Genomic DNA, 23,343 nt, shown 5'->3' with positions numbered 1-23,343 from the left:
TGGGATCCGACCCCGCAGCACTGCAGCTACCAGCGCGGCTGCAGGCGGCCGTCGGCGGCGAAACGCCAGCGTCCTTCAGCCCAGCCCAAGCCGAACAGGGCCAGCATCTGCGAGTAATAGGCCGGTGCATCAGCACGCTGCTGTTCGGCACTCGGCAGGCTGGCCCGCAGCGACTGCGCGTGCTCCGTGTCGCCCTGCGCGATCAGATACGGTAGCAGGGCCGCACGGAATCCGTAGTTGCCTTCGCCCTGCCCCTGGCCACTGCGGGTGTCGATCTTTTCCCACATCGGCGCACCACTGCGCAGGCGCTGCAGCGGCCCGGACAGGGCCGCCAGCTGCGTGCGGAACAACGGATCGCGCGGCGCGGTCATGCCTGCCCAGGTGTAGCAGCGGATCGCATCGTAGCCGCCGACCGCACCGCGCACCGGATCGACGACGAAGCGATCGCCTTTCCACGCCGCCCAGTCCGGTGCGAACCCGTGCGGGCTGCTCTGCTGCAACAGCTGCACGCTGTTGCGCGCCAGTGCCTGCCACGGCCCGCCGCGATCCTCCACCGCAAAGCGGCGCAGCAGCGGCAGTGGCAGATAACTGGGGTTGACCCGCGTGGCCTCCCCTTCGACGAATCCCTGTGGGCCCGGCAACAGCATCGGGCCGAGCCCGGGCAGGTCCACGATCTCGCGTGCCCGCACCTGGGCGAGCATGCCCTCGGCGATGGCGTTCAGCGCGGGACGGCGCCACAGCCGCGCGCCTTCCAGCAGCGCATAGGCCAGCCAGAGATCGGAGTCCGAGGCCGGGTTGTCATCCAGTACCCGCCACGCTCCGGCGTCATCGCGTCCCCACAGCCAGGCGGGCAGGCGCTTGCCCATGTCACCAGCGGCGAGGTTGTCCTGGGTCCAGCCCAGGATGCGGTCGAACAGCGCCTGGTCGTTGTTGACCAGGGCGAAGAACAAGGCATAGGACTGGCCTTCGGACGTGCTGCGCTGATCGTCCTGGCTGCGATCGATCATGCGTCCGTCGCGGCTCAGGCTGCTGTCGAGCAGTACCTGCCACGCCGGCCAGCGCGGTGCGGGCGCGGCCTGCGCGCTGCACCAGCCAAGCAGCGGTAGCGTGGCGGCCGCCTGCAGCAGGCGACGTCGCCGCAGGTCAGCGGAATTCGCCATACGGCACCAGTGGCGATACGGGCAATGGTAGGTTTCCCTGCCACGGTTTGAAGGTATAGCGCAGGTAGAGCTGGAACGAATTCGGCGAGAAATCGCGGCTGCGCTGCAGAGTGCCGGCGGCACCCAGCACGAAGTGGTCGCCCAGGCGGCGCTCGACCGCACCATACAAGCGGTAGCCGGTGCCGGTGCTGCTGCTGTCGCCGGTGTACAGGCCGGCCTCGTCCAGCTGCAGGGGGCCATACTGCGGCTCGAGCTGTGCGATCACGCGCTCGATCAATGCCTGGTCGGGGAAACGGCTGATCGACGAGGTACGCGCACTGGACACACTTACCGAGCCATCCAGGCGCACCGACCACACGTCGTTGCGCCAGGCGAAGCTGACCGGCAGGCTCAGCGACGCATAGCGCTGCGGGCTGTAGTAGCCGCCCTGGCCCAGCGAGTAACCGCCCAGGTCCTTCTGGTAGCGCCAGTACATCGCGGTGGTGCCCACATCCAGCCGCATGTCGGGGCGCTGGATCAGCTTGTGGTACCAGCCCACCATCGCGCGTGCACGGGTATTGTCGACCACGTTGTGGCCGGTCAGCCGATGCCAGCTCCAGTTCGACCACACGCCATCGCGGCCACCCTGGTCGTAGCCGAGGCTGAAGGTCACGCCGTTGGCGGTGACGCCGCCCCAGCTGATGCCACTGCGCGGATCAACCGCACCGGCCTGCGACAGCAGCGAATTGGTCATTGGCCGCCGCGACACCGTGGCGCCCCAGCCGAAGCGCCCGAGGTCACCATTGAGGGTGACACCGCCAAGCCAGTTGCCGACCACGTAGTTGGACGGGGTGTGGCCGATATCGAAGTTCCAGCGGTCATCCAAGGTGCGCCAGCCCACGGCGAAGCCGGCGCCGGAGGTGCGCCGCTGGTGCACGAAACGGGTGCAACCCGGTGCGCGCAGGCGGCTGCTGTCGGCCTGCAGCAGATCCAGGTCGCAGCTACCGAAATCCTCGTCGTAGGCCCCGTTCCCGTCGGTCTGGAAGCGGCCGGCATCGAAGCTCACCTGCTCGATGCGCGCCCAGCCCAGGCCACCGGCGAACGGCGCGTCGAGATGCGCGATGCGGGTATCGCGCGACAGCCGCGAAATACCCGGGGTTCCGTCGCTACGGCGCCCGGTGTCCTGCATCACCGTCAGGGTGGGATTCTCCTGCTGGTACAGGGTCTCCACGTCGCTGCGCAGGCTGCGCCGCAACCAGTCATCGCCGGCCGTCTCGCGGCTGGCCAGGGTCAGCGCGCGATTGTCGCGTGGCGCGGCCTGGCTGGGGGCCAACAGGCCGTTGTCGGCCATCGCATGCGCATACATGTCCAGCGCCTGCTGTGGATCATCGCGGCGCACCAGCCGTGCAGCATCACGCCAGGACTGTGCGTCGGGCCCGGTCTTGCGCGCCAGCAACGCGCGCAGGATCGCCAACGCCTTCGTGTCCTCGCGCAGGTCGGTCCAGATCGTGGCGAGCTGGCGCTGCTGGCCGATCTCGGCATCGTCCACTGTTGGCGGTGCGTCGTGCATCTGGCGGCGCGCGCTGGCCAGATCGCCGGTGCCAATCCAGGCCTGTACCTGGCCCAGCTGCGCATCCACGTTGTCCGGCTGTGCAGCAAGCACGCGCTGGTAGTAGTGCAGCGCCTGCGCGTGGTCGCCGCGCAGGCGCGCCCATTCGGCCATCAGCAGATCGTTGTCGGTGCTGGGCGGTTGCTGCTGCAGCAGCGCGATGGCTTCGGCCTCCCTGCCCTGCGCACGCAGATCCCACAGATGATCGACCAGCTGCTGCCGCTGCAGGCGCGCCGACAGCGCGCGGATGTCATCGTCCCACTGCGCCTGCGGCAGCGCATCGAGCACCGCCAGCGCCTGCGGCAGCCGATCGGATCCCGACAGATAGAGCGCCTGCGCGTAGCGCGCTTCGGCACTGTCGTTGTGCGTGGCCATGTCGGCCACCACCGCGTCGGCTTCGTCCTGCCGGCCGGCGGCGCGCAGCTCGTTGCCCAGCGCATAGGCCAGCCATGCATCGCCCGGCAGTTCGCCGCGCAGCTGCTGTCCCAGCGTGATCGCAGTGCCTGCATCCCCGGCAGCCAGCGCCTGCTCGCGACGCTCACGCAAGCGACTGATCTGCAGCTGGCGCAGGTCTTCGGCATACAACCTGCGCTGGGCAGCGGGCAATGCGTTGATGAAGGCTTCCAGCCGCTGAGGATCGGTGCGGCCGTACAGCTGCACCAGCTTGCGGATCACGTTGGCATCGTTGGGCGCCATCCGCCGGGCAACCTGCAACTGGCGTTCGGCCGCGGCGTCATCACCACGGGCCACGGCCACGTCGACCAGGCCCAGTGCAGCATTGACGTCGCGGGGCTGCTGGCGGCGCGCCTGCGCATACAGGCGCTCGGCTTCGTCCAGCCGGCCGGCCGCCAGCGCCGCGTCGGCCTGGTCCAGCTGCAGCCAGTAGCGGGTGCTGGCGATCAGGTCACGCCACTTGTCGTTGCTGTCACCGGCCGGGGTGGCCTGCACCGCACGCTGGAAATAGTTGATGGCCTGCTCGCGGCGGCCCTGGCGCATCAGCGCCATGCCCAGCCCCCCCAGCAGGTCGGGCTCGCGAGGATAATCGCGCAGGGCCCGCAGGAAGGCGCGCTCGGCCTCTTCATTGCGGCCTGCATCGAGCAACTGCTGACCACGCAGACCGGCGCGCCACGCCGGGTCGCTGACCCGCTTGTGCTGGTCGGTGTAGCGGTCGCGCACCAACGCGATGTCGGCGAACGTCGGGTTGCGGGTGATGAAGTCCTGCAGCCTGCGTACGCTGCGGTCATCGGCCGGCTGATCCTTCAGGTAGGCCCACTCGGCGTCCGCCGCCATGCCGCGCGCTTCCGGATTGCGCCCCATGCGCTGCAGCACGGCCAGCGCCTCGGCATCGCGGCCGGCCGCGAACAGCATCTGCGACAGCGCCTGCAGCAACGGCACATTGCCCGGATAGCTGCGGTCCAGTTCGCTCAGCGCACGGATCGCCTGTGTACGCCCATCCGCCTGGGCGCCGCGCAGGCGCCAGTACTCCAGGCCCAGCTGCAGGCCGGGCGGGTCATCGTTGAACAGGCGCCGGTAGATCGCCAGCGCTTCGGCGCTGCGACCACCGGCAGCGAACAGACGCGCCTGCTGCAGGTCCTGCTGCAGGTCACCACGGTAGGCCTGCCAGAGGCGTTCGCCGGCGGCCAGTTCACGGGTACCCGCGCCGATCTCGCGCAGGCGCTTCAGGGTCGCCTCGGCATCCTGCAGCTTCTGCTGCGACAACTGCACTTCCAGGATCGCCACCAGCGTGCCGCGATCATCCGGTGCCAGCATGCGCAGCCGCGCCAGCGCGTCTTCGATCAGGCTCTGGCGACCGGTGGCCTCACCGATGCGCACCTGCTGCAGCAACCACTGGCGCTGCTCGGCGATGGTTCCGCCCGGTGTATCGGACAAGGTCTGCGCCGCGCAGGGCCCGGCACCGGCCAGTCCCAACAGGACCAGGCCGGATGCGGTGACCAGCGGATGCCGAGTGCGTGCCATCAATGCCCCGGGTCCAGGCGCTTGGCCGCAACCCAGCGCAGCGTGCGCCACAACAGGAAGGCCACCATCAGCACCACCAGCGTGGCCAGCACCGCCAGCAGTGCCGGGTGGTCGGCCAGGTGGTACCACAGCAGCAGCCACCACGGCAGCGCGCCGACGTAGTAGTGATCGCCGACGAACTGGCTGTGGATGCCCGAGGTACGCAGGATCGCCACCGAACCGGCGATGGCTTCGCGCTTGCCGGTATCACTGAGTGCATCGTCGAGCAGGCCGTAGTCGGCGGCGTTGCTGGCGGCCAGCGAAACGATGCTGCGCTGCGCATGCCTCGGCGACTGCAAGCCGATGATCGCGGCGAACGGCGCCTGCGCGCTCACTGCCACTTCGGTCACCGCCGGGTCGCCATCGCGGCTGCCACGGCGCGCCTGTTCCATCGCCTGCTGCGGCGACGGCGACTGGCCGTTGAGCAGACGCGTGCGCTGGTCGTCGATCAGCAGCGACAGCTGCTGGCTGCCGCGCAGTTCGGCAGGCAGGGCGCCCAGCATCAGCAGGTCCGCATCCAGCGCGCTGGCCTGCTTCCAGTCATCGGACAGGCGCAGGCCATAGGCCGGGTAGCCGCTCTGCACGCCCAGCCCACCGATCAGGTTCAACAGCAGGCTGACCTGTGCTTCGCTGGCGCCGGGCGGCACCAGCACGACCGTCTCGGACAGATCGGCCATGCGGGTGAAGGGGAAACCGCTGAGTGCGAACGCGGACAGGTCCGGCAGGCCCATGTAGTGATGGAACCCGGAGAAGTCGATGGTGGAGTCTTCCTCGATGGCTGCCTGCAGGTTGGGCGGCAGCACGGTCTGGCAATGATCGCGCTGTGCACTTCCCATCACGCTGGCGAAGTTGAAATCAAAGCGCAGCTGGTTGCGGTCGCCCAGCTTGAGCGCCGGAATCAACAGGCGCCCGTCATCGGCACCGGCATCGCCGGCCAGCACCGGCAGGCGGATTTCCTCCAGGCCCTGCTTGCCGTTGCGACGCACCAGCGGGAAGCTGGAGATGAACTGGTCGTTGATTGCAACGCCCAGCCGCGACTCATCGCTGCCGAACGGCGGCGTGTAGCGGTAGCGCAGGTTCAGCGGAATGCCCTGGTTGCGCCAGATGAACAGGTCCGGCGGCAGGTTGAGGTTGACCGTGATCGGCTGCGGCGACACGCCGTTGGCGTGCAGCTGCTGCGGATAGTCGAGTAGTTCGGCCAGGCGCACGGCGCGGTCGGTACGCACCCAGTTCGGTGCGTCGTACGGCTTGCGCGGGGCCAGCGGCTTGATCTCGTCGACGCTGACCTGACGGCCGCGGAACAGCACGTTGCCGGCCGCCATCGCGGCCACCGCCTTCTGCAGATCCTCATCGTTGCGGCCCAGCACCAGCAGCAGCTTGCGCTGCGGATCCTCCGGCAGCGACATCAGTTCGATCATCGGGCCCTTCACTGGGGCATGGTTGGCGATCACCGGCGGGAACCTGCCGTTGACCGCCAGCACTACCGCGTGACCCTTGTCCGGCAGCGCACCGAAGCTGACCGGGAAACGCGCCTGGCGCCACCAGCCGGACAGGCTGCCGAAGTACGAGGACATCACCGCCGCCGCGCGCTGCTGCGCCAGGCTCGGTGCGGCGGCAAACACCACCGGCAGTTCCAGGCGTGCGGTATCGCGCGGGTCGAAGAACGGCAGCGGGAAGTTGGCCAGGTCGTCCTGCATCGCCAGTGGCTGGCCACCCAGGCGCAGCGTGCTGTTGCTGGACAGGTTGACCCACAGCGAGCTGTGCGTCGGCTCTTCGCAGATGTCGGTGTAGTGACCGACGAACTCCAGGCGGACCTGGTTGAAATCGGCGATCAGGCGTGCGTCCAGCGGCAGCTTGGCCTGCACTGGGCGGCCGAGCTGGTCGTTGCTGATCGGCACCACGCCCATCATCGCGTCGTTGAGGTAGACCCGCAGGTGCGACAGGGTCGGGAGCAGCGATGGTGAAGGCGTGAAGCTCAGATCCAGTTCCGCATCGCGGACCAGGCGGTCACGGCGCACCTGGAACTCGAAGGTGGTGGCATTGCGCACCCCCGACAGCAGCGTGTCCTGGCGACGCCCCAGCTGCGCGAAGGTGTTCTGCCGCTGCCAGGGCCAGGCGCTGCCCGCCCAGGTCTGCGCCAGCGCGGGCTCGGTACCGGCGGCAGGCGTGGTGGCGGGTGCGGCCGGCACGCTCGGCATCGGTGGCGCGGCAGGCGCCGTGGTGGGAGGAGTGGCCGGTGCCGGGGCAGGCGCGCTGTTGCCTGACGCCACGGGCAGGGCCAGCAGGGGCAGCAGCAGCCAACGCAGAGAGGACGGAAGGGTCATGGACGAAGCCCTGGATCAGCGGCTGGGTCAGCCGGGTGGGAAGGAAGCGGACGTTGCGGAGCAAAACTGGCCAGCCATCGCAGCAGGCGACGATTCCAATGTGCCGGGCGGTCAAGGTCGAACGGTGCGAAATCACCCATCCGCCGATAGCCACGCCAGCCCAGGACCAGCACGCTCCACAGGCTACGCGGCAGGCTCTTGGGTTGGTAACCGGCGTGCCAGTCGAGCCAGGCATCGGCGCGGGCGAAGGTGCACTGGGCGAACTCGACGCGCTGGCGTTCGTCCTCGAACAGCAGCAGCAAGCCCAGTCGCTGGCCGACCGTGCGCTGCACGCGCGCCGGGAACGCGAACTCGCGGCGGCCGCGCCCCAGCAGCACCTGCACGCGCTGGCCTTCGGCCAGTTGTGCGTCTTCGCCGAGCTCGACGCCCACGCCATCGTTGGAGTAATCCTGAAGCACGCCGCGCAGGCGGCGGCCATCGGGTACCTGCAGCGCCATCGGCAGGTGGGTGGTGACGCGATGCGTGCGCCGCACCTGCTGCACTTCAGCGGCCACCGCCAGCGCACCACCGATGATCAGCAGGTTGTACAGTACCCACAGCGAACTGACGACCACCGTGCCGCGTTCGTCGAGCGGCCCATGCATGAAGCGCCATACGGCAAAGCACAGGCCTAGCACGTTCAGCAGCGCCAGCACCAGGTAGGGCTGCGCCACGCGCCAGTCGAAGCGATCACCGGCCTGGGTACCACCCTTGTCGGTGACGTTGAACTTGCCACGGCCCGGGCTGAACAGCGCCACGGTAGTGGGCCGTGCGATGTACCAGGCCAGCACGGTCTCGTACACCTCACCCCAGAACGGCCGCCGGTACTTGCCCTGGATTCGCGCGTTGGTAAGGCTGGCGTGGGCCATGTGCGGCACCACGAACAGCAGGATGGCCAGTGCCGGTGCGTAGATGATGTAGACGTGCAGCAGCAGGAACGCCAGCGGCGCGGTGAGGAACACCAGGCGCGGAATGCCTGCCAGGAAATGCAGCATCGCGTTGGCATAGCAGAAGCGCTGGAACAGGCTCAGGCCCTTGCCCAGCAGCGGGTTGTCGATGCGGAAGATCTGCACCATGCCGCGCGCCCAGCGGATGCGCTGGTTGACGTGTGCGCCGAGGCTGTCGGTGGCCAGGCCGGCTGCCTGCGGAATGCGCAGGTAGGCCGAGTTCCAGCCCTTGCGGTGCAGGCGCAGCGCGGTGTGCGCATCCTCGGTGACGGTCTCGGTGGCAAACCCGCCGATGGCATCGATGGCCTCGCGCCGCAGTACCGCGCAGGAGCCGCAGAAAAACGCCGCGTTCCACAGATCGTTGCCGTCCTGCACCAGGCCGTAGAACAGCTCGCCTTCGTTGGGGTCGCTGCGGAACACCTGCAGGTTGCGTTCGAACGGATCGGCCGAGAAGAAGTGGTGCGGGGTCTGCACCAGCGCCAGTTTCGGGTCGCGCAGGAACCAGCCGCAGGTGATCTGCAGGAACGAACGCACCGGCAGGTGGTCGCTGTCGAAGATGGCCACCAGCTCGCCATCGATCAGGGTCAGGGCGTGGTTGAGATTGCCGGCCTTGGCATGGCGGTTATCGGCGCGGGTGACGTAGTTGACCCCGGCGCGCTCAGCGAATGCGCGGAATTCTTCGCGCTTTCCATCATCGAGGATGTGGATGCGCAGCTTGTCGGCCGGCCAGTCCAGGCCCATCGCTGCGTACACGGTGTGCCGCACCAGCGCCAGGTCTTCGTTGTAGGTGGGAATCAGCACATCCACCGTCGGCCACTGGCGGATGTCGGCCGGCAACGGCGCCGGGCGGCGGCGCAGCGGCCACGCCACCTGCACGTAGCCCAGCATCAGCACCAGCCAGGAATAGGTTTCCGCCGCCAGCAGCACCACGCCACAGACCAGGTCGAAGGTGCTGTTCCAGTTCAGCGTGGCGGTATAGCGCCACCATAGGTAACGGCAGGACACGGTGATCGACAGCACGACCAGCACCAGCGTCGCATAGCGCCCCTGCATGCGCCGCACCAGCAGCGCGATGGCCCACAGCAGTGCAACGAACACGAACTGTGCGAGATAGGTGAACGGCTGGGTGATGCACAGCGCCGCCAGCCCCAGCGTGGCCAACCCGACCAGCAGGGTCAGCAGGTGCCGCGAACGTGGCGACAGGCTGCCCATCTTACGGCCGAACCAGGCCGCCACGCGGCTGTTCCAGAATTCACTGGGCGCATCGCGCATCGCGCGCAGATAGCGCAGGCGGCCACGACCGGCCGCGCCACGCAGTTCGGCAATGCGTTCGCGCCGGGCCTGGGCCAACCGTTGCCGCCTCAGCGAGGGCTGCGGTACCAACCGCACCACCGATAGCCACATGGCCTGGATCAGCAATCGCAGGGGATCACCTGGGCGCCAGCGACGGTCGCCCTGTATCTGCGGGAAGGCGTAGCGCAGGCGCGGCGCCTGCGCCTGCCATGCCGGCCCTTCCAGGCACAGGAACGCCCAGCCCACGCATTGCAGCAGCCACAGCATTGCCCGCGTCGGCCAGGACGCATGCACCCGCTCACGCAGGCGTCCCCAGTCCAGGTAATAGACGCGGGCACCCATCAGCGTCCTCTCGCCGCGGCCTGGCGCCGTGTGGCCTCCGCCAGGCACCACAGCACCAAGCCATCCACATCGGCAGCAGCCAGCGAATCGGTCGCATAGCGGCCCAGTGGCTGCTTGCTGGCCAATGCGGACGGCACCCGCGCATCCTCGTGCAGCGGCTGCGGCACCAGCCGCGCCCCGTGCGCGTGCAGCCACAGCTGCATCAGATCGCGCTGCACCGGAATGACCGGGTCATAGCGGTTGGCCAGCAGCAGGCGGGTGTCATCCGGCTGGCGTTGCAGGAACACATGGCTGACCGGATCGACACAGGCCAGGCGCAGCGGCAGCGTGCAGCGCGCGTGCTGGTTGATGGCCGCAGCGTGCGCCGGCAGGCGCTGCGGCAGGTCGAACAGGATCCAGTCGAACTGGGTCTCCAGCAGCGGAATGCGTTCGGCCCAGGTGGCCGGTGCCTGCTGCAGCTGCTGTTCGATGCGCATCGCGGCCCCGGCATCGACACGACCGTAGGGCAGCACCGCCAGCCCCGCTGCGATGGCATAGGCGGCATCGCGCCAATCCGTACCGTCCAGCTGCGCGCGCGCCCAGCCGTTGTCGACATCGGCCGGCAGGCCCAGGTGCAGGCCGAGCATCTGGTCCGGGCTGCATTCGACCAGCAGCACACGCTGGCCCTGGGCGTGCAGGCCCTGGCCCAACGCGGCAAGCACCGTAGTGACGCCGGTTCCGCCATGGATGCCCTGCAGCGACAACACGGTGCTCATCGGCGTGGCTCCAGTTCGGCCAGCAACGGCCAGCGCGCCAGCGCCCGTGCACGTTCCTGCTGGGCCGAGAAGTCCACGTAGGGCAACCCTGGCATGTCCAGGCTGCGGCGCAGCAGGTCGATGTCATCCTCTTCCACGGACAATGTGACCGGCACGGCAAGAATGTCGGCAGGCATCAGCGCGCCTCCTCCGGGTAGGGGCTCCAGGTCTGGCTGCCCTGCAGCTGCAGCCAGGGCTTGCCGGCGTACTCGATGACCTTGGCGCCTTCGTTCTCCGATACCGACGGTGTCTGCGGCAGTCCCTTCAGCAGGCTGTCCCAGTTACGCTCGCTCGGCGGCGACTGGGCATTGAGCGCGTACACACGCGACACCAGCTCGGACACCGCCAGGTAGCTGCTCGGTTCGGGCACATGACGTGGGCCGCCGGCCGCCGGCGCGCCCATGCCGATCAGCTTCACGCCCACCGGCACGTGAGTGATCGATGGACTGGGAATCTCACGCATGCCCGGAATCTGCATGCGGTCGCCATGCAGGGCCGCGCCATGCTCGGGCACCACCACGATCATCGCGCGGCGGCCACTCTTCTCCACCGCATCGACGAAACCGGCCATGTCACCCAGCACCATTTCCGCACGTGCCTTGTAGTCGGCGGCATTCGAACGGCCATCGGCGCCGACGATGCGGTTGCCATCGTGCAGCGAGATCGTGTTGTAGAACAGCGCCACCTGCTGGCTGGTCCCGGCCAGCCGCTGTTTCCACCACGCCATCAGCACATCACCATCGCGGCGCAGCGGTGACTTGTCGAACGCCACCAGCGCTTTAGGAAACGCGCTGATGTCCATCGGCTGCGCCTGCAGCCCACCGTACTGGTGCAGTTCGCCGATGAAATCGTCGAAGTGGCCGTCATGGTTCATCGCCAGCTCGCTCTGGAAGCCCAGATGCTGCAGGTTCGAGAACAGCTGGCACTCGGCCGGCACCGGATCGAACAGCGCGGTGTGCGAGGTCTGGCCACAACTGGCGCGCAGCAAGCGGATCGCTGCTGGGCCGCTGTAGGCGGTTGCCGAGTTGAAGTCGTCGAACACCACGTCCATGTGGTCGAGCAGGTTGTTCTGGCGCAGCCCCACTTCATCCAGATCGCTCCATGCCAGCGAGCAGATGTTGAGGATGATGACGTCGAACGGCGCGCCGCTGCCCGGTGCGGGGAAGCTGGTCTTGAGGCTGGCCTGCTGCTGGTAGAAGCTGGCCAGCCATGCATTGAGCGTCTCGTTGTTGGCCGGCGGCAGGCCGCCACCTGAGGTGCCTCCGGTGCTGGCGGTGGCCGCGGTGGCCGCGGTGGCGGTACCCTGCCCCCAGTTCCAGCCCGCCGGCATCGGTATCGCCATCACGGCCAGGCCAAGCATGCCCAGCACGCTCAGGGTAGTGATACGCAGCCACGGCTTGAGCAGCATGTAGGCCAGCACCAGCATCACCAGCACCGCCACCATCTGCCAGTTGATGAAGCGCTGGGCCAGTTCAAGCCAATAGTCGGCCGAGAAGTCCAGCACGCCCGGCTGCACCAGCAGGCGCCGGAACGGTGGCCACCAGGTGTCCTGGTAGTACAGCGCGACGCCCACCGGTACCGCGACGACGGTGCGCGCGATGCGTGCCCAGCGCCAGCGCAGCGGAATCAGCAGCGCGCCCAGGAACAGCAGGTTGGGCAGGATCTTCAGATCCAGCGCGCCCATCCAGGCCAGTACCACCTTGGACAGGAAGTACAGGTTCCAGCCACGCAGGTCGGCCCAGGCGAAGGGAGACGCGGGTGCCATCTGCGGACTCATGCAGCCCTCCGCGGCGCACGCTGGCGTACACCGGCGCGGCGCAGATGGCGGGGCGGCAGCCAGCGCGCGACACGGCGGCGCAGCCCGCGCCACAGGGTGCCAAGCATGGCACCGAAGGGAATCATCACCAGCGCGCAAGCGACGATCAGGGTCCAGAGTTGCTGGTCGGTGGTCATGCGCGATCTCCCAGTCGCAGCGGCTTCGGGGCGGTGAAAACAGGTGCCTCCAGCGCCGGGGCCACTGCCGGCAGAACCGCGGGGGCTTCAGGCAGTACCTCGGCCTCCGGATCGCTGCTGCGGGCGTTCATCGCTGCAATGTCGTATTCGGCCAGACGCTGGTAGCCGTCGAACAGTTCGCGCCAGGGCAGACGGAACAGATTGCCCAGGGCCTGCTCGACCGCGTCACGCCGGCAACCAAACAGGAACAGGCGTACCTGCCCGCGGTAGACACAGGCCAGGTCGCCCTGCCGGCGGATGCGCAGCTGCTGCAGGGTCTGCTCCGCGCGCAGCCCGGCCACCGGCTGCAGCGCCAGCACGGCGCTTTCCACCGCGCTGCCGTCCTGGTCGATGCGTTCGCCAGCGATCTGGCGGAAGCGTGCGGCGTTGACCAGGCCACTGACCGATGGTGGCCGATGCGCACGGATCAACGGCTCCGGATCTTCAGCCAGCTGACCCTGCCAACGCTGGCGCTGCACGGTTTCCAGCAGGGTCAACAGGCGCGGCAAAGGCGTGTCGGCTGGCACCACCAGGCTGCAGCCGCACTGCATCAGCAGCCGCTCATCGGCGTAGCGCAGGCAGGGCTGCAGCTCGCGCACCACCAGTTTCAATGCGCTGCCACGTTCGCGGCGCAGGCGGTGCAGCAGGCGGGCCAGTGCATCCACCTTTGCATTCTCGTCGATGGCCAGCACCACGGTGGCCTCGCGCGCCTGCAGCGCGGCCGGCAGCAACCCGCCCCAACCGTCATACAGGCGCCAGGCCGCCGACAACGGCGGCGCACCTTCCAGTACTTCGGTCTGGGCCAGGTAGACATCGCGGTCACCGCCGCTGGCCAAACCGATCGCCGTCTCGGCGGCATCCGCCTCGGCCAGATGGCGCAGCCCACGGTTCTCCTGCTCGACGCCGAATGATCGCTGCGCCACCACACCATGGCTGTTGGACCAGTAGTGCAGCAGCAACTGCAGGGCGCCGCGATGCGGATGCAGCTGGGCCACGCCGGCACAGCTGCGGTTCAACGGCAGCAGCCGTGGCGCAAGCGTCGCCACTTCGCCATGGCAAAGCAACAGCAGCACCTGCTGCGCCTGCACGGCCCAGTCCTGCAGCTGCTGGCACCAGCGCGCCAGCCGGGCATCGTCCCAGCCGTCCAGCGCCGCCACCGGGAACTGCACCATGCTGAGCCGGGTGCGCGCCGACGCGGTGCGCGGCAGATCGCCGGTCAGCCCGCGCAGCGCCTGCTGCATGCCATGGTGCGAGCGTTGGAACAGCCGCAGGCGGGCCGGCCCCTGGTCGGCCGGCAGCAGCGCCAGCATCGATTCGGCCCCCCGCCCCAGCGTGACCAGCACGGCTTCATCCAGTGCCTCGGCCGTGGCCAGCACGCCGGCACCGAGCAGATCCGTCGGTGCGCTGCCGGCAGCCACCACCCAGTACAGGCCTCCGCTGCGCATCTCGACGAACTCGGCGGGCAATCCGGCAATGGCAAGGTGGGTCGCAGGCACGCCGGATCCTTTCATTGCCCCTCAACCGGGCGGAAAGCCCGGCAGTGGAGGCGCTGCGGTGAAAAGGAGGTCACTTTCATGACGTACATCACATTCATGTTTCTGTACGGCAATGATAGCCCTGATCTTCACGTTTGCGGGATCAAGACGCAGTCAACGCCGCCCGCGGAACGGGCGACGTGAGGCTCGAAACTCAGCAATGGAAAGCGCGTACTACTCGTACTGGATCGTGAACGTCGCCTGCCCGTTGGCGGTGCCGGCACCGACGGTGCCGGCCTGGGTCTGCACATAGCGCGCACGCAGCGGCAGGCTCATGACACTGGTACCGGTAGTGGTCGTGCCGACACTGATGGTCTGGCCGAAGCGCACCTCGCGTTCGGTGCTGCCGTCGCGCTGGACCATCTGGATGCCGATGCGGGTGGCGCTGTTGGTGGCTGCGCTCAGCTTCAGCACGCCGGGCATGTTCGAGCTGTCCTGATCGGCATCCAGGCGGATGCCGATCTTGCTCTGGTAGGCGGCCACGTTGCTGCCCTGGCAGTTCAGGCGGATCTCGAAGTCACGGTCGACCGCGCGCGAGCCGACGCCGGTGAAGGTGGTGTTGGCCACGCTGCCGAAATCGACCGCGATGTTGCGGCTGCCGGCCTGCACTTCGCAGGTCGGGCTGACCACGGTGGTGCCCGAGCCCCTGAAGGTCGAGGTCAGTACCGGGCGGCTGGGACCATCCCCATCGAAGTAATAGGTAGTGAAGCGGCCATTGGGTGCGATCACCCCCGAACCGGTCTGCGCGGCGGTCTTGATCAGCTGGATGCGGAACTGGCCACCGATCAGCGAGATGGTGGAGTTGGCACCGAAGTTGATGGAATGCGGGTAGTAGGTCTGGATCGCGCCGGAGTCGCGGAACAGTCGGATACCCACGCCAGCAACACCGGTCTCGTAGACGTTGGCAAAGCCGGCCACTGGCCGCTTCTGCGGGGCATTGACATACTCGCCGGTCGAGCTGCCGCCATACCAATAGTCGCAGCGGGCGACGCTGTTCTGCTGGTTGATCGGCACGCTGATTTCCTTGATCACGCCACCCACCGGGGTGCTGGGCAGAATCACGATCTGGCCCATGTCCATCTGCACATCCTGGGCAACGAAACCGTTGATCTGGATGCGGCAGGCCGCGCTGGCCTGCTGCGCCATCAACACACTGCCCAGCAGTGCCATTGCGGCCAGCACTTTGCGACCACGGGAAGAAATCATCGGCATGCTGCCTCCAGCGGGATGAAGCCGGTCCTGGACGCATCGGCGTCCGCCGGAACCTGGTAATCGACGGTGCAGCGCTGGTCGGCACCTGCGCCCCACTCCACCAACAGGCGGCCCTGGGTCTGCTCGCTGCGCACATACAGGCGGCCGCCCTGACTGACCATGCCCACCGGCTGGCCCTGCTCGTCCTTGACCTGTGCACCGAACGGCATGGTGCGGCCATCAGGGTTGCGTACCTGGATCAGCAGCGCGTTGCCCTTGCGGGTATCGAAGCGCAGGTAGCTGATGGCACCGGCGAACGGCGCGATCGCCTGGCTGGTGCTCTCCAGTTCGACGTCGTGGGCCATGCCCTGCGGGTCGAGGGTGACGGTGTTGAGGCGGTACGGCGACACGTACGGGACCACCGCGTAGCCGCGGCCATCGACACGCAGGCCCGGGGCGTTGCTGACGATGGCATCGCGTGCACCCGGCGCTTCCACCAGCACCATGGTGTCGCCACGTTGCGGGGTGAAGGTGAAGCCGCCCGGATGCACGACCACGCTGCCGTTGGCACCGACCGAGGCCTGGCGGAAATCACGCGAGTGGCTGTAGGTGGCGTTCAACGCGGAGTAGCGGCTGCGGTATTCGACGTTGCCGACCGCGGTGGTGCCACCCTCGCGCGAGTCGGACAGGGCTGCGCCATAGCTGAAGTTGTTGTCGACGCCGGCCGAACCGGTGATGCCGACGCGGCTGTTGTCGTAGCCACCGCGGTCGCGCACGCCGAGGTCGGCGCTGAACGACACCGGGTGGGTGCCACGGCCCAGCGGCACGCTCATCGACAGCAGGTACTGGGTATCGGAACGGCCCAGTACGCCCTCTTCGGTGCGCAGCGCCGAGAAGCCATAGTTCACCGAGCGCCAGGCATTGTTGTAGCCGACCTGGTACTGCTTGGAGGTGCCGGGGCGATCGTAGAAGTCGCGCACCGAACCGGTCAGGTACAGCGCGCCGCCGCGACGACCCAGCGGCTGGTTCAGCGTCACCTGGAACTGGCTGCGCTGGCGGCCGCGGGTGGTCGGATCGATGCCACGCTTGTCCGAATCACGACCGTACAGTGCGTCCTGCAGGCTGTAGAAGCCCTCGGTCGAGTAACGGTAGGCGGCCAGGGTCAGGTTGGTCCCGGTCTCGCCGATCATGTTGCTGTAGCTCAGGCGCACACTGGCACCGGTGTGGTTGCCGTAGTGGTCGAACGAGGTACGCGCATGGGTGACGTCGGCGGCGAACGCGCCGACCGGCGTGGACAGGCCGACGCCGTACAGCAGCGACAGGTAGCCATCACTCAGTGCACTGCCGCCGTACAGGGTCAGTTGGTTGCCGATACCGCGCTGGTAGGTGCCCTGCACCAGCCACGGCTCATCGGCCAGCAGCTTGTTGCGCACCTGGCCGGCGGTCAGCGAGTAACGCGACACGCCTTCGCGCAGCATCTGCGGCACCGAACCGAACGGCACCTTGAACTCGCGGCGACGGCCATCGGCCTCGATCACGCTTACTTCCAGGTCGCCGCCATAGCCGGTCGGATAAAGATCGTCGATGACGAAGCTGCCCGGCGATACGGTCGAGGAATAGATCAGCTGCTGGTTCTGGCGCACTTCGATGCGCGCGTTGGTCTCGGCGATGCCGCGCACGACCGGCGCGTAACCGCGCAGCGAATCGGGCAGCATGCGGTCGTCGCTGGCCAGGCTGGCACCGCGGTAACCGATCGAATCGAACAGCTCGCCGGTGGTGTAGGCCTCACCGATGGTGAGCATGCCGCGCACCTGCGGGATGCCGCGCTGGGCGTAGGTCGCGATGCTCTGCCAATGACGGCCGTCGCCCTCGGACCAGGTCAGGTTCGAATCGTGTCGGAACTGCCACCCGCCCAGGTTGAGGCCAGCGTTGAGGCCCAGGTAGGCACTGCGGTTGCGTTGGCCGCCTTCGACGCGGCTGTCGCTGTCGATGGCATTGAAGCTGTAGCCGACGAAGCCGGCATTGATACCACGGTCCCACAGTGCCGGGTTGACGTAGCCACGCGCCTCGCGGCGCAGGAACACCTGCGGGATGCTGAGGTCGTAGCGCAGGTTGCCGCTGTCGTAGACACCATAGGCATTGGCCATGCGCTGCTGGACCGGCACGCAGCTGGTCGTGTCGGTCGGCACGGACGGGTCCTGCTGCAGCAGCACGGCCTCGCTGTCCACGCCCATTTCTTCCAGCATCGGCAGCGGCAGGCAGGCGTCGACGCGGCCCTGCGCATCGGCCTTGAACTGCAGGTCGCGGCGGCCCTGCCAGGCTCCGTTGACGTAGACGTCGACACGGTAGTTGCCGGCCACCATCGGGTTGCCGTTACTGAAGGCCGCCAGATCGACCTGCTTGGCCTGGCCAGACAGGAAGCTGGAGTTGAACTGGGCCGATTCCGGGGCACGCGCATTGGCCGCACCACTCTGCGCCATCAGCGCCTGTTCGCCGAGATTGGCCGGAGCAGCCAGCGCCCATCCTGGGCAGGCCACGCCAGCAACCAGCAGGCAAAGCGCCTGATGGATCGACAATGTCAATCTGTTTCCGATCACACTGACATTCCTTCAGTTCGCCGCACGGCGGCGGTGGCGGGATGCGCGGGCCGTGGGCCAGCGCGGCGCGTTCAGCCCCCGGTGCTGCCGAGGCGGATCGTGTGTTCCACCCGGCCGCCGTAGTCGTTGATGGTGATGAAGCGGACCTGGTCGGTGCCCGCCGGTGCGGCGAACTCCAGGCTCTGCTTCGGCGCGACCATTGCGCCCTTGTCCTCGACAGCCTTTTCAGTGCTGCCGGTGACGGCATGCACTTCGGCCAGGGTGACGTGGAAGGGGCTTGGGTTTTCCACCCGCAGGCGGTCGCCCGAACGGGTCCAGCGCAGCGCTGCCGGCGCGTCGTTGGCGACGCCCTTCAGGCCCTGCGGCCGGTAGAAAAGCTTCAGGCGCGAACGGAACGCGACCTGCAGGTAGTTCTGGTCGCCACTGTCGGCGTTGTCCGGCGACGGCGGCACGTCCAGTACGTTGAGCCAGAACACCGACTCGCGGTCGGTCGGCAGCTGCGCGCCGGAGAAGATCACGCGCAGCGCCTGGCTGCGGCCCGGTTCGACGCGCGCGATCGGCGGCGTCAGTACGAACGGGGCGTCGCTGGTATCGGCGGTCTGGTTGGCGTCGCCACTGTCGATCCAGGCCTGGACCAGGGCGGGCGAGTCGCCGACGTTGTCGACCTGCACAGTGACTTCGCGCGCCTGCGCCGGGTAGATCACCCGCGTGCCATTGACCACCACGCCGGCCAGAGCGTTCTGGCAGAAGGGCAGCGTGAACGCTGCCAGCAGCAGCGCCCGGGGAAAGAATGCTTTCATCGGAAGTACTACGCTCGAGGTATGGGGCCAGAGGCCGCGAGGCACTGGCCGGCGCGTACGCCGGCCAGTGCGGGTACGGCTGCGATCAGTTGTAGATGATCGTGTACTTGACGCTGCTGGTGACGTCGCCCGGGGTGGCGGCGGCAGTGGCGTAGTACTCGGCGTAGTAGTTCAGGTCGGCCGAGCCGTCGGTGCCGACGGTGACCCACTGCGAGTTGGTCTGGGCCTGGCCAGCGCCTGCAGCCTTGATCGGCAGGACCTGGTTGTTCGAGCCCAGCAGCTGCAGCTGCACGTTGGTGGCAGCGTTGGCCGAGGCCTGGTTCAGCAGGCGGCCGGTGTTGAAGTCAACGGTCGAACCCGGCTCGAAGTAGGTAGCGACGTTGCCGGCGCTGCACTTGGTCAGGTTGATCGCGAACGGGGTACGGCCCGCAACGTTGCCGGCGGCGGCCAGCGTGTTCTTCGACACGGTCGGCAGGTTGACGGCGAAGTCCTTGCCGCCCGGGGTCGAGATGGTGCAGGTCTTGTCGGTCACCTTGCCGGTGAAGGTGATGGTGCCGTCGGCGGCGTTGGCGGCCAGCGGAGCGGCGGCCACCATCAGAGCGGCGATGAGGTTGATCTTGTGCATTCGCTTTTACCTAACCCTACTGAAGAGATGGAAGTAGAGGAGGAAGCAAGGAGCACTGCCGGGCGAACAAGACCCATCCTTGCGTCTCACCTGTGGCCGGATTCGGACATACGTTCCCCTGAATCCGTGACGCAAGTATATGCACAAGTGTGATGAAAGTCTCATTATTTTTCTGAACGCCAATTCATTGACGCTATAAATGTGACGTGCTATGCGAAATGATGGCCTCAAGGTGCGGAGATTTGACGGTCGCCGGATCAGGTCGGAAACGACCTTGGATGACGCCTCGGGTGGCGCGTTCGGCATGCACGGAAACAGGCCTTTTTCAGGTGGAAATCGGCTTCTTTGATGCGCATCACTCTTTCTTGGTGATGGGCCTAGCAGATTCGGAATCGTCCTATTAAAGGCTGATCGAAGCTGTCGCTAACTAGGACACACCGAACCAGAGAACGTGCCATGAGAACCTCCCTTCTGCTGTGCGTGGCCCTGATGTCCATCAGTGCCGTGGCCCAGGCCAGCAGCGGCAGCATCCGCTTCAGCGGCCGCATCGTCGAACCGGGCTGCACGACCAACCTGTCCCAGGGCGAGCTGAGCCTGGCGGCCTGCCCGCCATCGGCCAAGGGCTCGACGGTGGCTGTGACGGCGCTGGCCGATGGCCAGGCCGCAACGCTGCGCGATGGCAAGCGCCAGGGGCAGAAGCTGTCGGTGTCGGCCAGCGCGATGCGCGCCGGCGATATCGCCTTCTCCGAGCGCTACAGCGTGCAGGCCTCGAAGCAGCAGCCGTTGCAGGGCGCCTACCTGGTCGTTGTCGACTACCTGTAAGCAGCCCTGAAGGTCGGCGCGGTTACGCCGGCTGCGGCAACTCGAAGACCTGGCGCAGGTAAGCCAGGTAACCGGGGTCGTCGCACATGCTCTTGCCCGGCGAATCGCTGAGCTTGGCCACCGGCTGGCCGTTGCAGCGGACCATCTTGATGACGATGTTGAGCGGCGTCGGACCCAGATCATTGGTCAGGTGGGTGCCGACGCCGAACGCGACCTGGCAGCGGCCACGGAAGTAGTCGTACAGGCGCATGACCTTGGCGATGTCCAGGCCGTCGCTGAAGACCAGGACCTTGCTGCGCGGGTCGACCCGGCGCTGCTGGAAGTGCGCCAGCATGCGGTCGCCCCAGTCGAACGGATCGCCGGAGTCATGGCGGACGCCGTCGAACAGCTTGCAGAAGTACATGTCGAAGTCGCGCAGGAACGCGTCCAGGCCGACCACGTCGGACAGCGCGATCCCCAGGTCGCCACGGTACTCGCGCGCCCACGATTCCAGTGCCGCCACCTGCGAATCGCGCAGCCGAGGGCCCAGCGCCTGGAACGCCTGCAGGTACTCGTGCGCCATCGTGCCGTGCGGGGTCATGCCGTAGAGGCGGGCGAAGTGCACGTTGCTGGTGCCCACCAACTGCGGGCCCAGCGCATCGCGCAGCAGCGGCAGCAGGCGCGCATGCCAGTCGCGCGAGTAACGCCGGCGGCTGCCGTAGTCGGCAATGCGGCACTGTTCGAAACCGGGGGTATCGCGCAGCAGTGCCGCCTTGGCCTGCAGGCGGCGCTCGCCTTCGGCGAAGTCAGGCGTGGTGGTGTTGCGGAACCAGACTTCGTTGATGATCGCCAGCAGCGGCACTTCGAACAGGATGGTGTGCAGCCACGGGCCGGTGATGTCGAGTTCGATCTCGCCCGGCACGGTTTTCGAGGCACGCAACTGGATGTACTTGCGGTCCAGGTGGAACAGACCGAGGAAATCGGCGAAGTCCGGCTTCACGAAGCGCAGGCCACGCATGTAGTCCAGTTCCGCGTCACTGAAGCGCAGGCTGCACAGGTGGTTGATCTCTTCGTCGATCTGGTCGATGTAACGGGCCAGGTCGATGCCGGGGGTGCGGCACTTGAACCGGTACTGCACCTGCGCGCCGGGGTGCTGGTGGAGCACCGCCTGCATCATGGTGAACTTGTACAGGTCGGTGTCGAGCAGGGACTGGATGATAGGCATGGGGCGGATTATGCGCCCGGACGGGTGAACCGGGGGCGCCGCCCGTGGATCCACACCCTGCATGGATGCCCCTATCCATGCAGCCGAGCGCGGGCTCGGCTCTACAGGGACCGGCGCAACAGGCGCGGCACCAGCATCACAGCGTGGGCCCAGATCGCGCCCCACACCGCCACCCGCACCGGCAGCGAACGCTGCTTCGCTTCGAACTTCTGGAAATAGCGCCACAGGCCCTTGTGTTTGTGCCATTCAACGAAGAACGGCCGTGAGCGGCTGGAGACACCGCGCACATGGGTGACCTGCAGGTCGTTGGCGATCGCCACCACCGCGCCAGCCTCACGTGCGCGCCGGCACAAGTCCAGGTCTTCGGCGTGCAGGCGATAGCCGGCGTCCCAGCCACCGATGCGGTCGAACAGCGCACGCGGCATCAGCAGCAGCGCGCCAGACAACGCCGGCACCCGCTGCAACGCCTGCTGCGGATCGCGCGGGACCGACAGCTTCGAGCCTTTGCCGGGCGAACGCAGCATCAACAGGAAATCCGGATCACGACGGCGCACGGCCTCGTCGGCATGGCCATGCTCGTCCAGCTGTTCGACACCCAGCAGGCAATCCCCCAACCGTTCGGCACGACTGCGCAGCTCGGCCAGAGTATCGGGCTCAACCATCAGGTCCGGGTTGATGAAGGCCAGCCACGGGCTGTGCGAATCGGCCACCCCCTGATTGTTTGCGGCGGCAAAGCCGGGATTGTCCGGATTGCCGACAAAACGCACGCGCGGGTCGTGGCTGGCATGGCGCTGCACGATATCCAGCGTGCCATCCATCGAGCCGTTGTCGATCACCCGGATTTCGGCCACGTCCCGCGCCTGGCGCAGGCGCGAGAGACAGGCATCGATGGTGCTGCCGCTCTGGTAGGTGACGACGATGGCGGCGATGGCAACATTCAAACGGATGGCTCCGGCGCGGAAGGAACGAACAGGTCGCCCTGTTCCTTCGGCATTATCGCCTGCCGCATGCGCTGCTGCAGGTCGGCACGCAGCCCGTGCAGCGGGTCGTGCATCAGGAAGTCCGCCAACCGAGGCACCCAGCCCGGCCAGCGCGCGGCCAGCGCTTCAAGATCGCCGTCACGGCTGACCGCCTCCCCCGCCCGGCTGACGAAGGCGGTCTCGCACAGCACGTTGCGCCAGCCCAGGCCGGCCATGCGCAGGCTCAGGTCCACCAGCGCCGCATTCCAGCCGGCGTAGCTGTCCACGTCCAGGCCGCCGGCGCGACGGCGCGCATTGCCACGCACCAGCACCGCATGGGTGACTGCGGACGGCAGCTCGGGGTGCAGGGTTGGCAATGTGGCACAGGTATGCGCCAGCAGGGCCGGATCATGGGGTTCGGGATTGATTTCGCCCAGCCGTGGCCACGCAGCGGTCTCGCCGGCATTGCACCACGGGGTTGCGGTGGCGATGGCGGCATCGCGGGCGAAGGTGTCCTGCAGCTGCTGCAGCCAGCCCGGCGCGGGCACGCTGTCCGGTGCCAGCACCGCCACGTCCATGCCATCGCAGGCGCGCAACATCTCGTCCAGGTGGGCCACCTCGCCCAGCGGCCGCGCGCGGCGGGTGTACTCGGCCTGCAGTGGCGTATGCGCCAACCAATGTTCCACCACCGCCTGCGCGCGCGGCCCGGTCTGCGCATCGTCGGCCAACCAGACCGCGGTGCCCGGCGCGGTGCCGGCATCCAGTGCGGCCAGGCAGCGGTCGAGCGCGGCATCGTCCACGCACAGCGGCAACAACACGATCGCCCCCATCCCGCCTCCGTGGTTGTCGGTAGCCACAGCCTAGCACCGGGAGGGTATCGGCCGGGTTGCACCCGGCACCCGCTTCAGGCCAGAGCCGAAGCCGAAGCAACAGCAGAAGCCGGCTATCCGTGGGATGGCGGGGTGGGTCCGGTTGCGGGGGACGCTGCAAGTCCCCCTTCCGGGGCCCGGCCCAGCCGCTGGCGGCTGTGCGTTCGGGCGCTTGCGAAGCAGTGCTTCGCAAGCAAAGCGCCCTCACCCATGTAAGCTCGGTCGCCGCATCCATGCGGCTCACGC

The 23,343-nt window shown here is 67.6% G+C and carries 17 protein-coding genes; 1 reads left to right on the top strand and 16 read right to left on the bottom strand.

The window, feature by feature from the left end; genetic code table 11:
• Nucleotides 1–26: 26 nt before the first annotated feature.
• The 13 genes from bcsZ to AC5P60_RS15445 form a co-directional block, all read right to left on the bottom strand.
• Nucleotides 27–1,160 (bottom strand): cellulose synthase complex periplasmic endoglucanase BcsZ, encoded by a 1,134-nt coding sequence (gene bcsZ / locus AC5P60_RS15505; protein ID WP_049430322.1) that lies wholly within the window; start codon nucleotides 1,158–1,160, stop codon nucleotides 27–29.
• On the bottom strand, nucleotides 1,144–4,725 hold the full coding sequence (bcsC, locus tag AC5P60_RS15500) for a cellulose synthase complex outer membrane protein BcsC (RefSeq protein WP_483693480.1): 3,582 nt from the start codon (nucleotides 4,723–4,725) through the stop codon (nucleotides 1,144–1,146). The genes bcsZ and bcsC overlap by 17 nt, the downstream gene beginning before the upstream one ends.
• Nucleotides 4,725–7,088, bottom strand: coding sequence for a cellulose biosynthesis cyclic di-GMP-binding regulatory protein BcsB (gene bcsB / locus AC5P60_RS15495; protein WP_174842126.1), 2,364 nt, complete (start codon nucleotides 7,086–7,088; stop codon nucleotides 4,725–4,727). The genes bcsC and bcsB overlap by 1 nt, the downstream gene beginning before the upstream one ends.
• Nucleotides 7,085–9,709, bottom strand: coding sequence for a UDP-forming cellulose synthase catalytic subunit (bcsA, locus tag AC5P60_RS15490; protein WP_483693478.1), 2,625 nt, complete (start codon nucleotides 9,707–9,709; stop codon nucleotides 7,085–7,087). Before bcsA ends, bcsB begins: the two co-directional genes overlap by 4 nt.
• Nucleotides 9,709–10,464, bottom strand: coding sequence for a cellulose biosynthesis protein BcsQ (gene bcsQ / locus AC5P60_RS15485; protein WP_033836076.1), 756 nt, complete (start codon nucleotides 10,462–10,464; stop codon nucleotides 9,709–9,711). The genes bcsA and bcsQ overlap by 1 nt, the downstream gene beginning before the upstream one ends.
• Complete coding sequence (gene bcsR, locus AC5P60_RS15480; RefSeq protein ID WP_049402398.1) at nucleotides 10,461–10,640, bottom strand: cellulose biosynthesis protein BcsR; 180 nt, start codon at nucleotides 10,638–10,640, stop codon at nucleotides 10,461–10,463. The genes bcsQ and bcsR overlap by 4 nt, the downstream gene beginning before the upstream one ends.
• The gene (gene bcsG, locus AC5P60_RS15475) at nucleotides 10,640–12,280 is read right to left on the bottom strand and encodes a cellulose biosynthesis protein BcsG (RefSeq protein WP_231522717.1); all 1,641 of its coding nucleotides are present in this window, start codon (nucleotides 12,278–12,280) and stop codon (nucleotides 10,640–10,642) included. Before bcsG ends, bcsR begins: the two co-directional genes overlap by 1 nt.
• Nucleotides 12,277–12,456, bottom strand: coding sequence for a cellulose biosynthesis protein BcsF (gene bcsF / locus AC5P60_RS15470; RefSeq protein ID WP_033836073.1), 180 nt, complete (start codon nucleotides 12,454–12,456; stop codon nucleotides 12,277–12,279). The genes bcsG and bcsF overlap by 4 nt, the downstream gene beginning before the upstream one ends.
• On the bottom strand, nucleotides 12,453–13,991 hold the full coding sequence (locus AC5P60_RS15465; protein ID WP_242898841.1) for a BcsE family c-di-GMP-binding protein: 1,539 nt from the start codon (nucleotides 13,989–13,991) through the stop codon (nucleotides 12,453–12,455). The genes bcsF and AC5P60_RS15465 overlap by 4 nt, the downstream gene beginning before the upstream one ends.
• Nucleotides 13,992–14,204: 213 nt before the next feature.
• Entirely contained in the window at nucleotides 14,205–15,242 is a 1,038-nt protein-coding gene (locus AC5P60_RS15460) for a fimbrial protein (RefSeq protein ID WP_049402403.1), read from the bottom strand.
• Entirely contained in the window at nucleotides 15,233–17,797 is a 2,565-nt protein-coding gene (locus AC5P60_RS15455; protein ID WP_483693477.1) for a fimbria/pilus outer membrane usher protein, read from the bottom strand. Before AC5P60_RS15455 ends, AC5P60_RS15460 begins: the two co-directional genes overlap by 10 nt.
• A gap of 92 nt (nucleotides 17,798–17,889) precedes the next feature.
• Nucleotides 17,890–18,618, bottom strand: a complete 729-nt coding sequence (locus AC5P60_RS15450; protein ID WP_049402407.1) for a fimbrial biogenesis chaperone — start codon at nucleotides 18,616–18,618, stop codon at nucleotides 17,890–17,892.
• Between the two features lie 85 nt (nucleotides 18,619–18,703).
• Nucleotides 18,704–19,243, bottom strand: coding sequence for a fimbrial protein (locus AC5P60_RS15445; RefSeq protein ID WP_483693476.1), 540 nt, complete (start codon nucleotides 19,241–19,243; stop codon nucleotides 18,704–18,706).
• Between the two features lie 456 nt (nucleotides 19,244–19,699).
• Between AC5P60_RS15445 and AC5P60_RS15440 the strand changes: the two genes are divergently transcribed.
• Nucleotides 19,700–20,065 (top strand): hypothetical protein, encoded by a 366-nt coding sequence (locus AC5P60_RS15440; protein WP_033834854.1) that lies wholly within the window; start codon nucleotides 19,700–19,702, stop codon nucleotides 20,063–20,065.
• Between the two features lie 22 nt (nucleotides 20,066–20,087).
• Here the strand turns inward: AC5P60_RS15440 and pncB are convergent, their stop codons facing one another.
• From pncB to AC5P60_RS15425, 3 genes are all read right to left on the bottom strand, one after another.
• Nucleotides 20,088–21,269 carry a nicotinate phosphoribosyltransferase gene (pncB, locus tag AC5P60_RS15435; protein ID WP_033834855.1) on the bottom strand — a complete coding sequence of 394 codons (1,182 nt, stop codon included), beginning with the start codon at nucleotides 21,267–21,269 and terminating at the stop codon, nucleotides 20,088–20,090.
• A gap of 101 nt (nucleotides 21,270–21,370) precedes the next feature.
• On the bottom strand, nucleotides 21,371–22,210 hold the full coding sequence (locus tag AC5P60_RS15430) for a glycosyltransferase family 2 protein (protein WP_033834856.1): 840 nt from the start codon (nucleotides 22,208–22,210) through the stop codon (nucleotides 21,371–21,373).
• Nucleotides 22,207–23,058: a glycosyltransferase family 2 protein gene (locus tag AC5P60_RS15425; protein ID WP_483693475.1), complete on the bottom strand. Its 852-nt coding sequence runs from the start codon at nucleotides 23,056–23,058 to the stop codon at nucleotides 22,207–22,209. Before AC5P60_RS15425 ends, AC5P60_RS15430 begins: the two co-directional genes overlap by 4 nt.
• Between the last annotated feature and the right edge of the window lie 285 nt (nucleotides 23,059–23,343).

Source organism: Stenotrophomonas sp. YJH_SMC_120 (assembly GCF_059368675.1).
The sequence above is the reverse complement of the archived record's forward strand: the minus strand, read 5'-3'. Positions and strand labels throughout refer to the sequence as shown.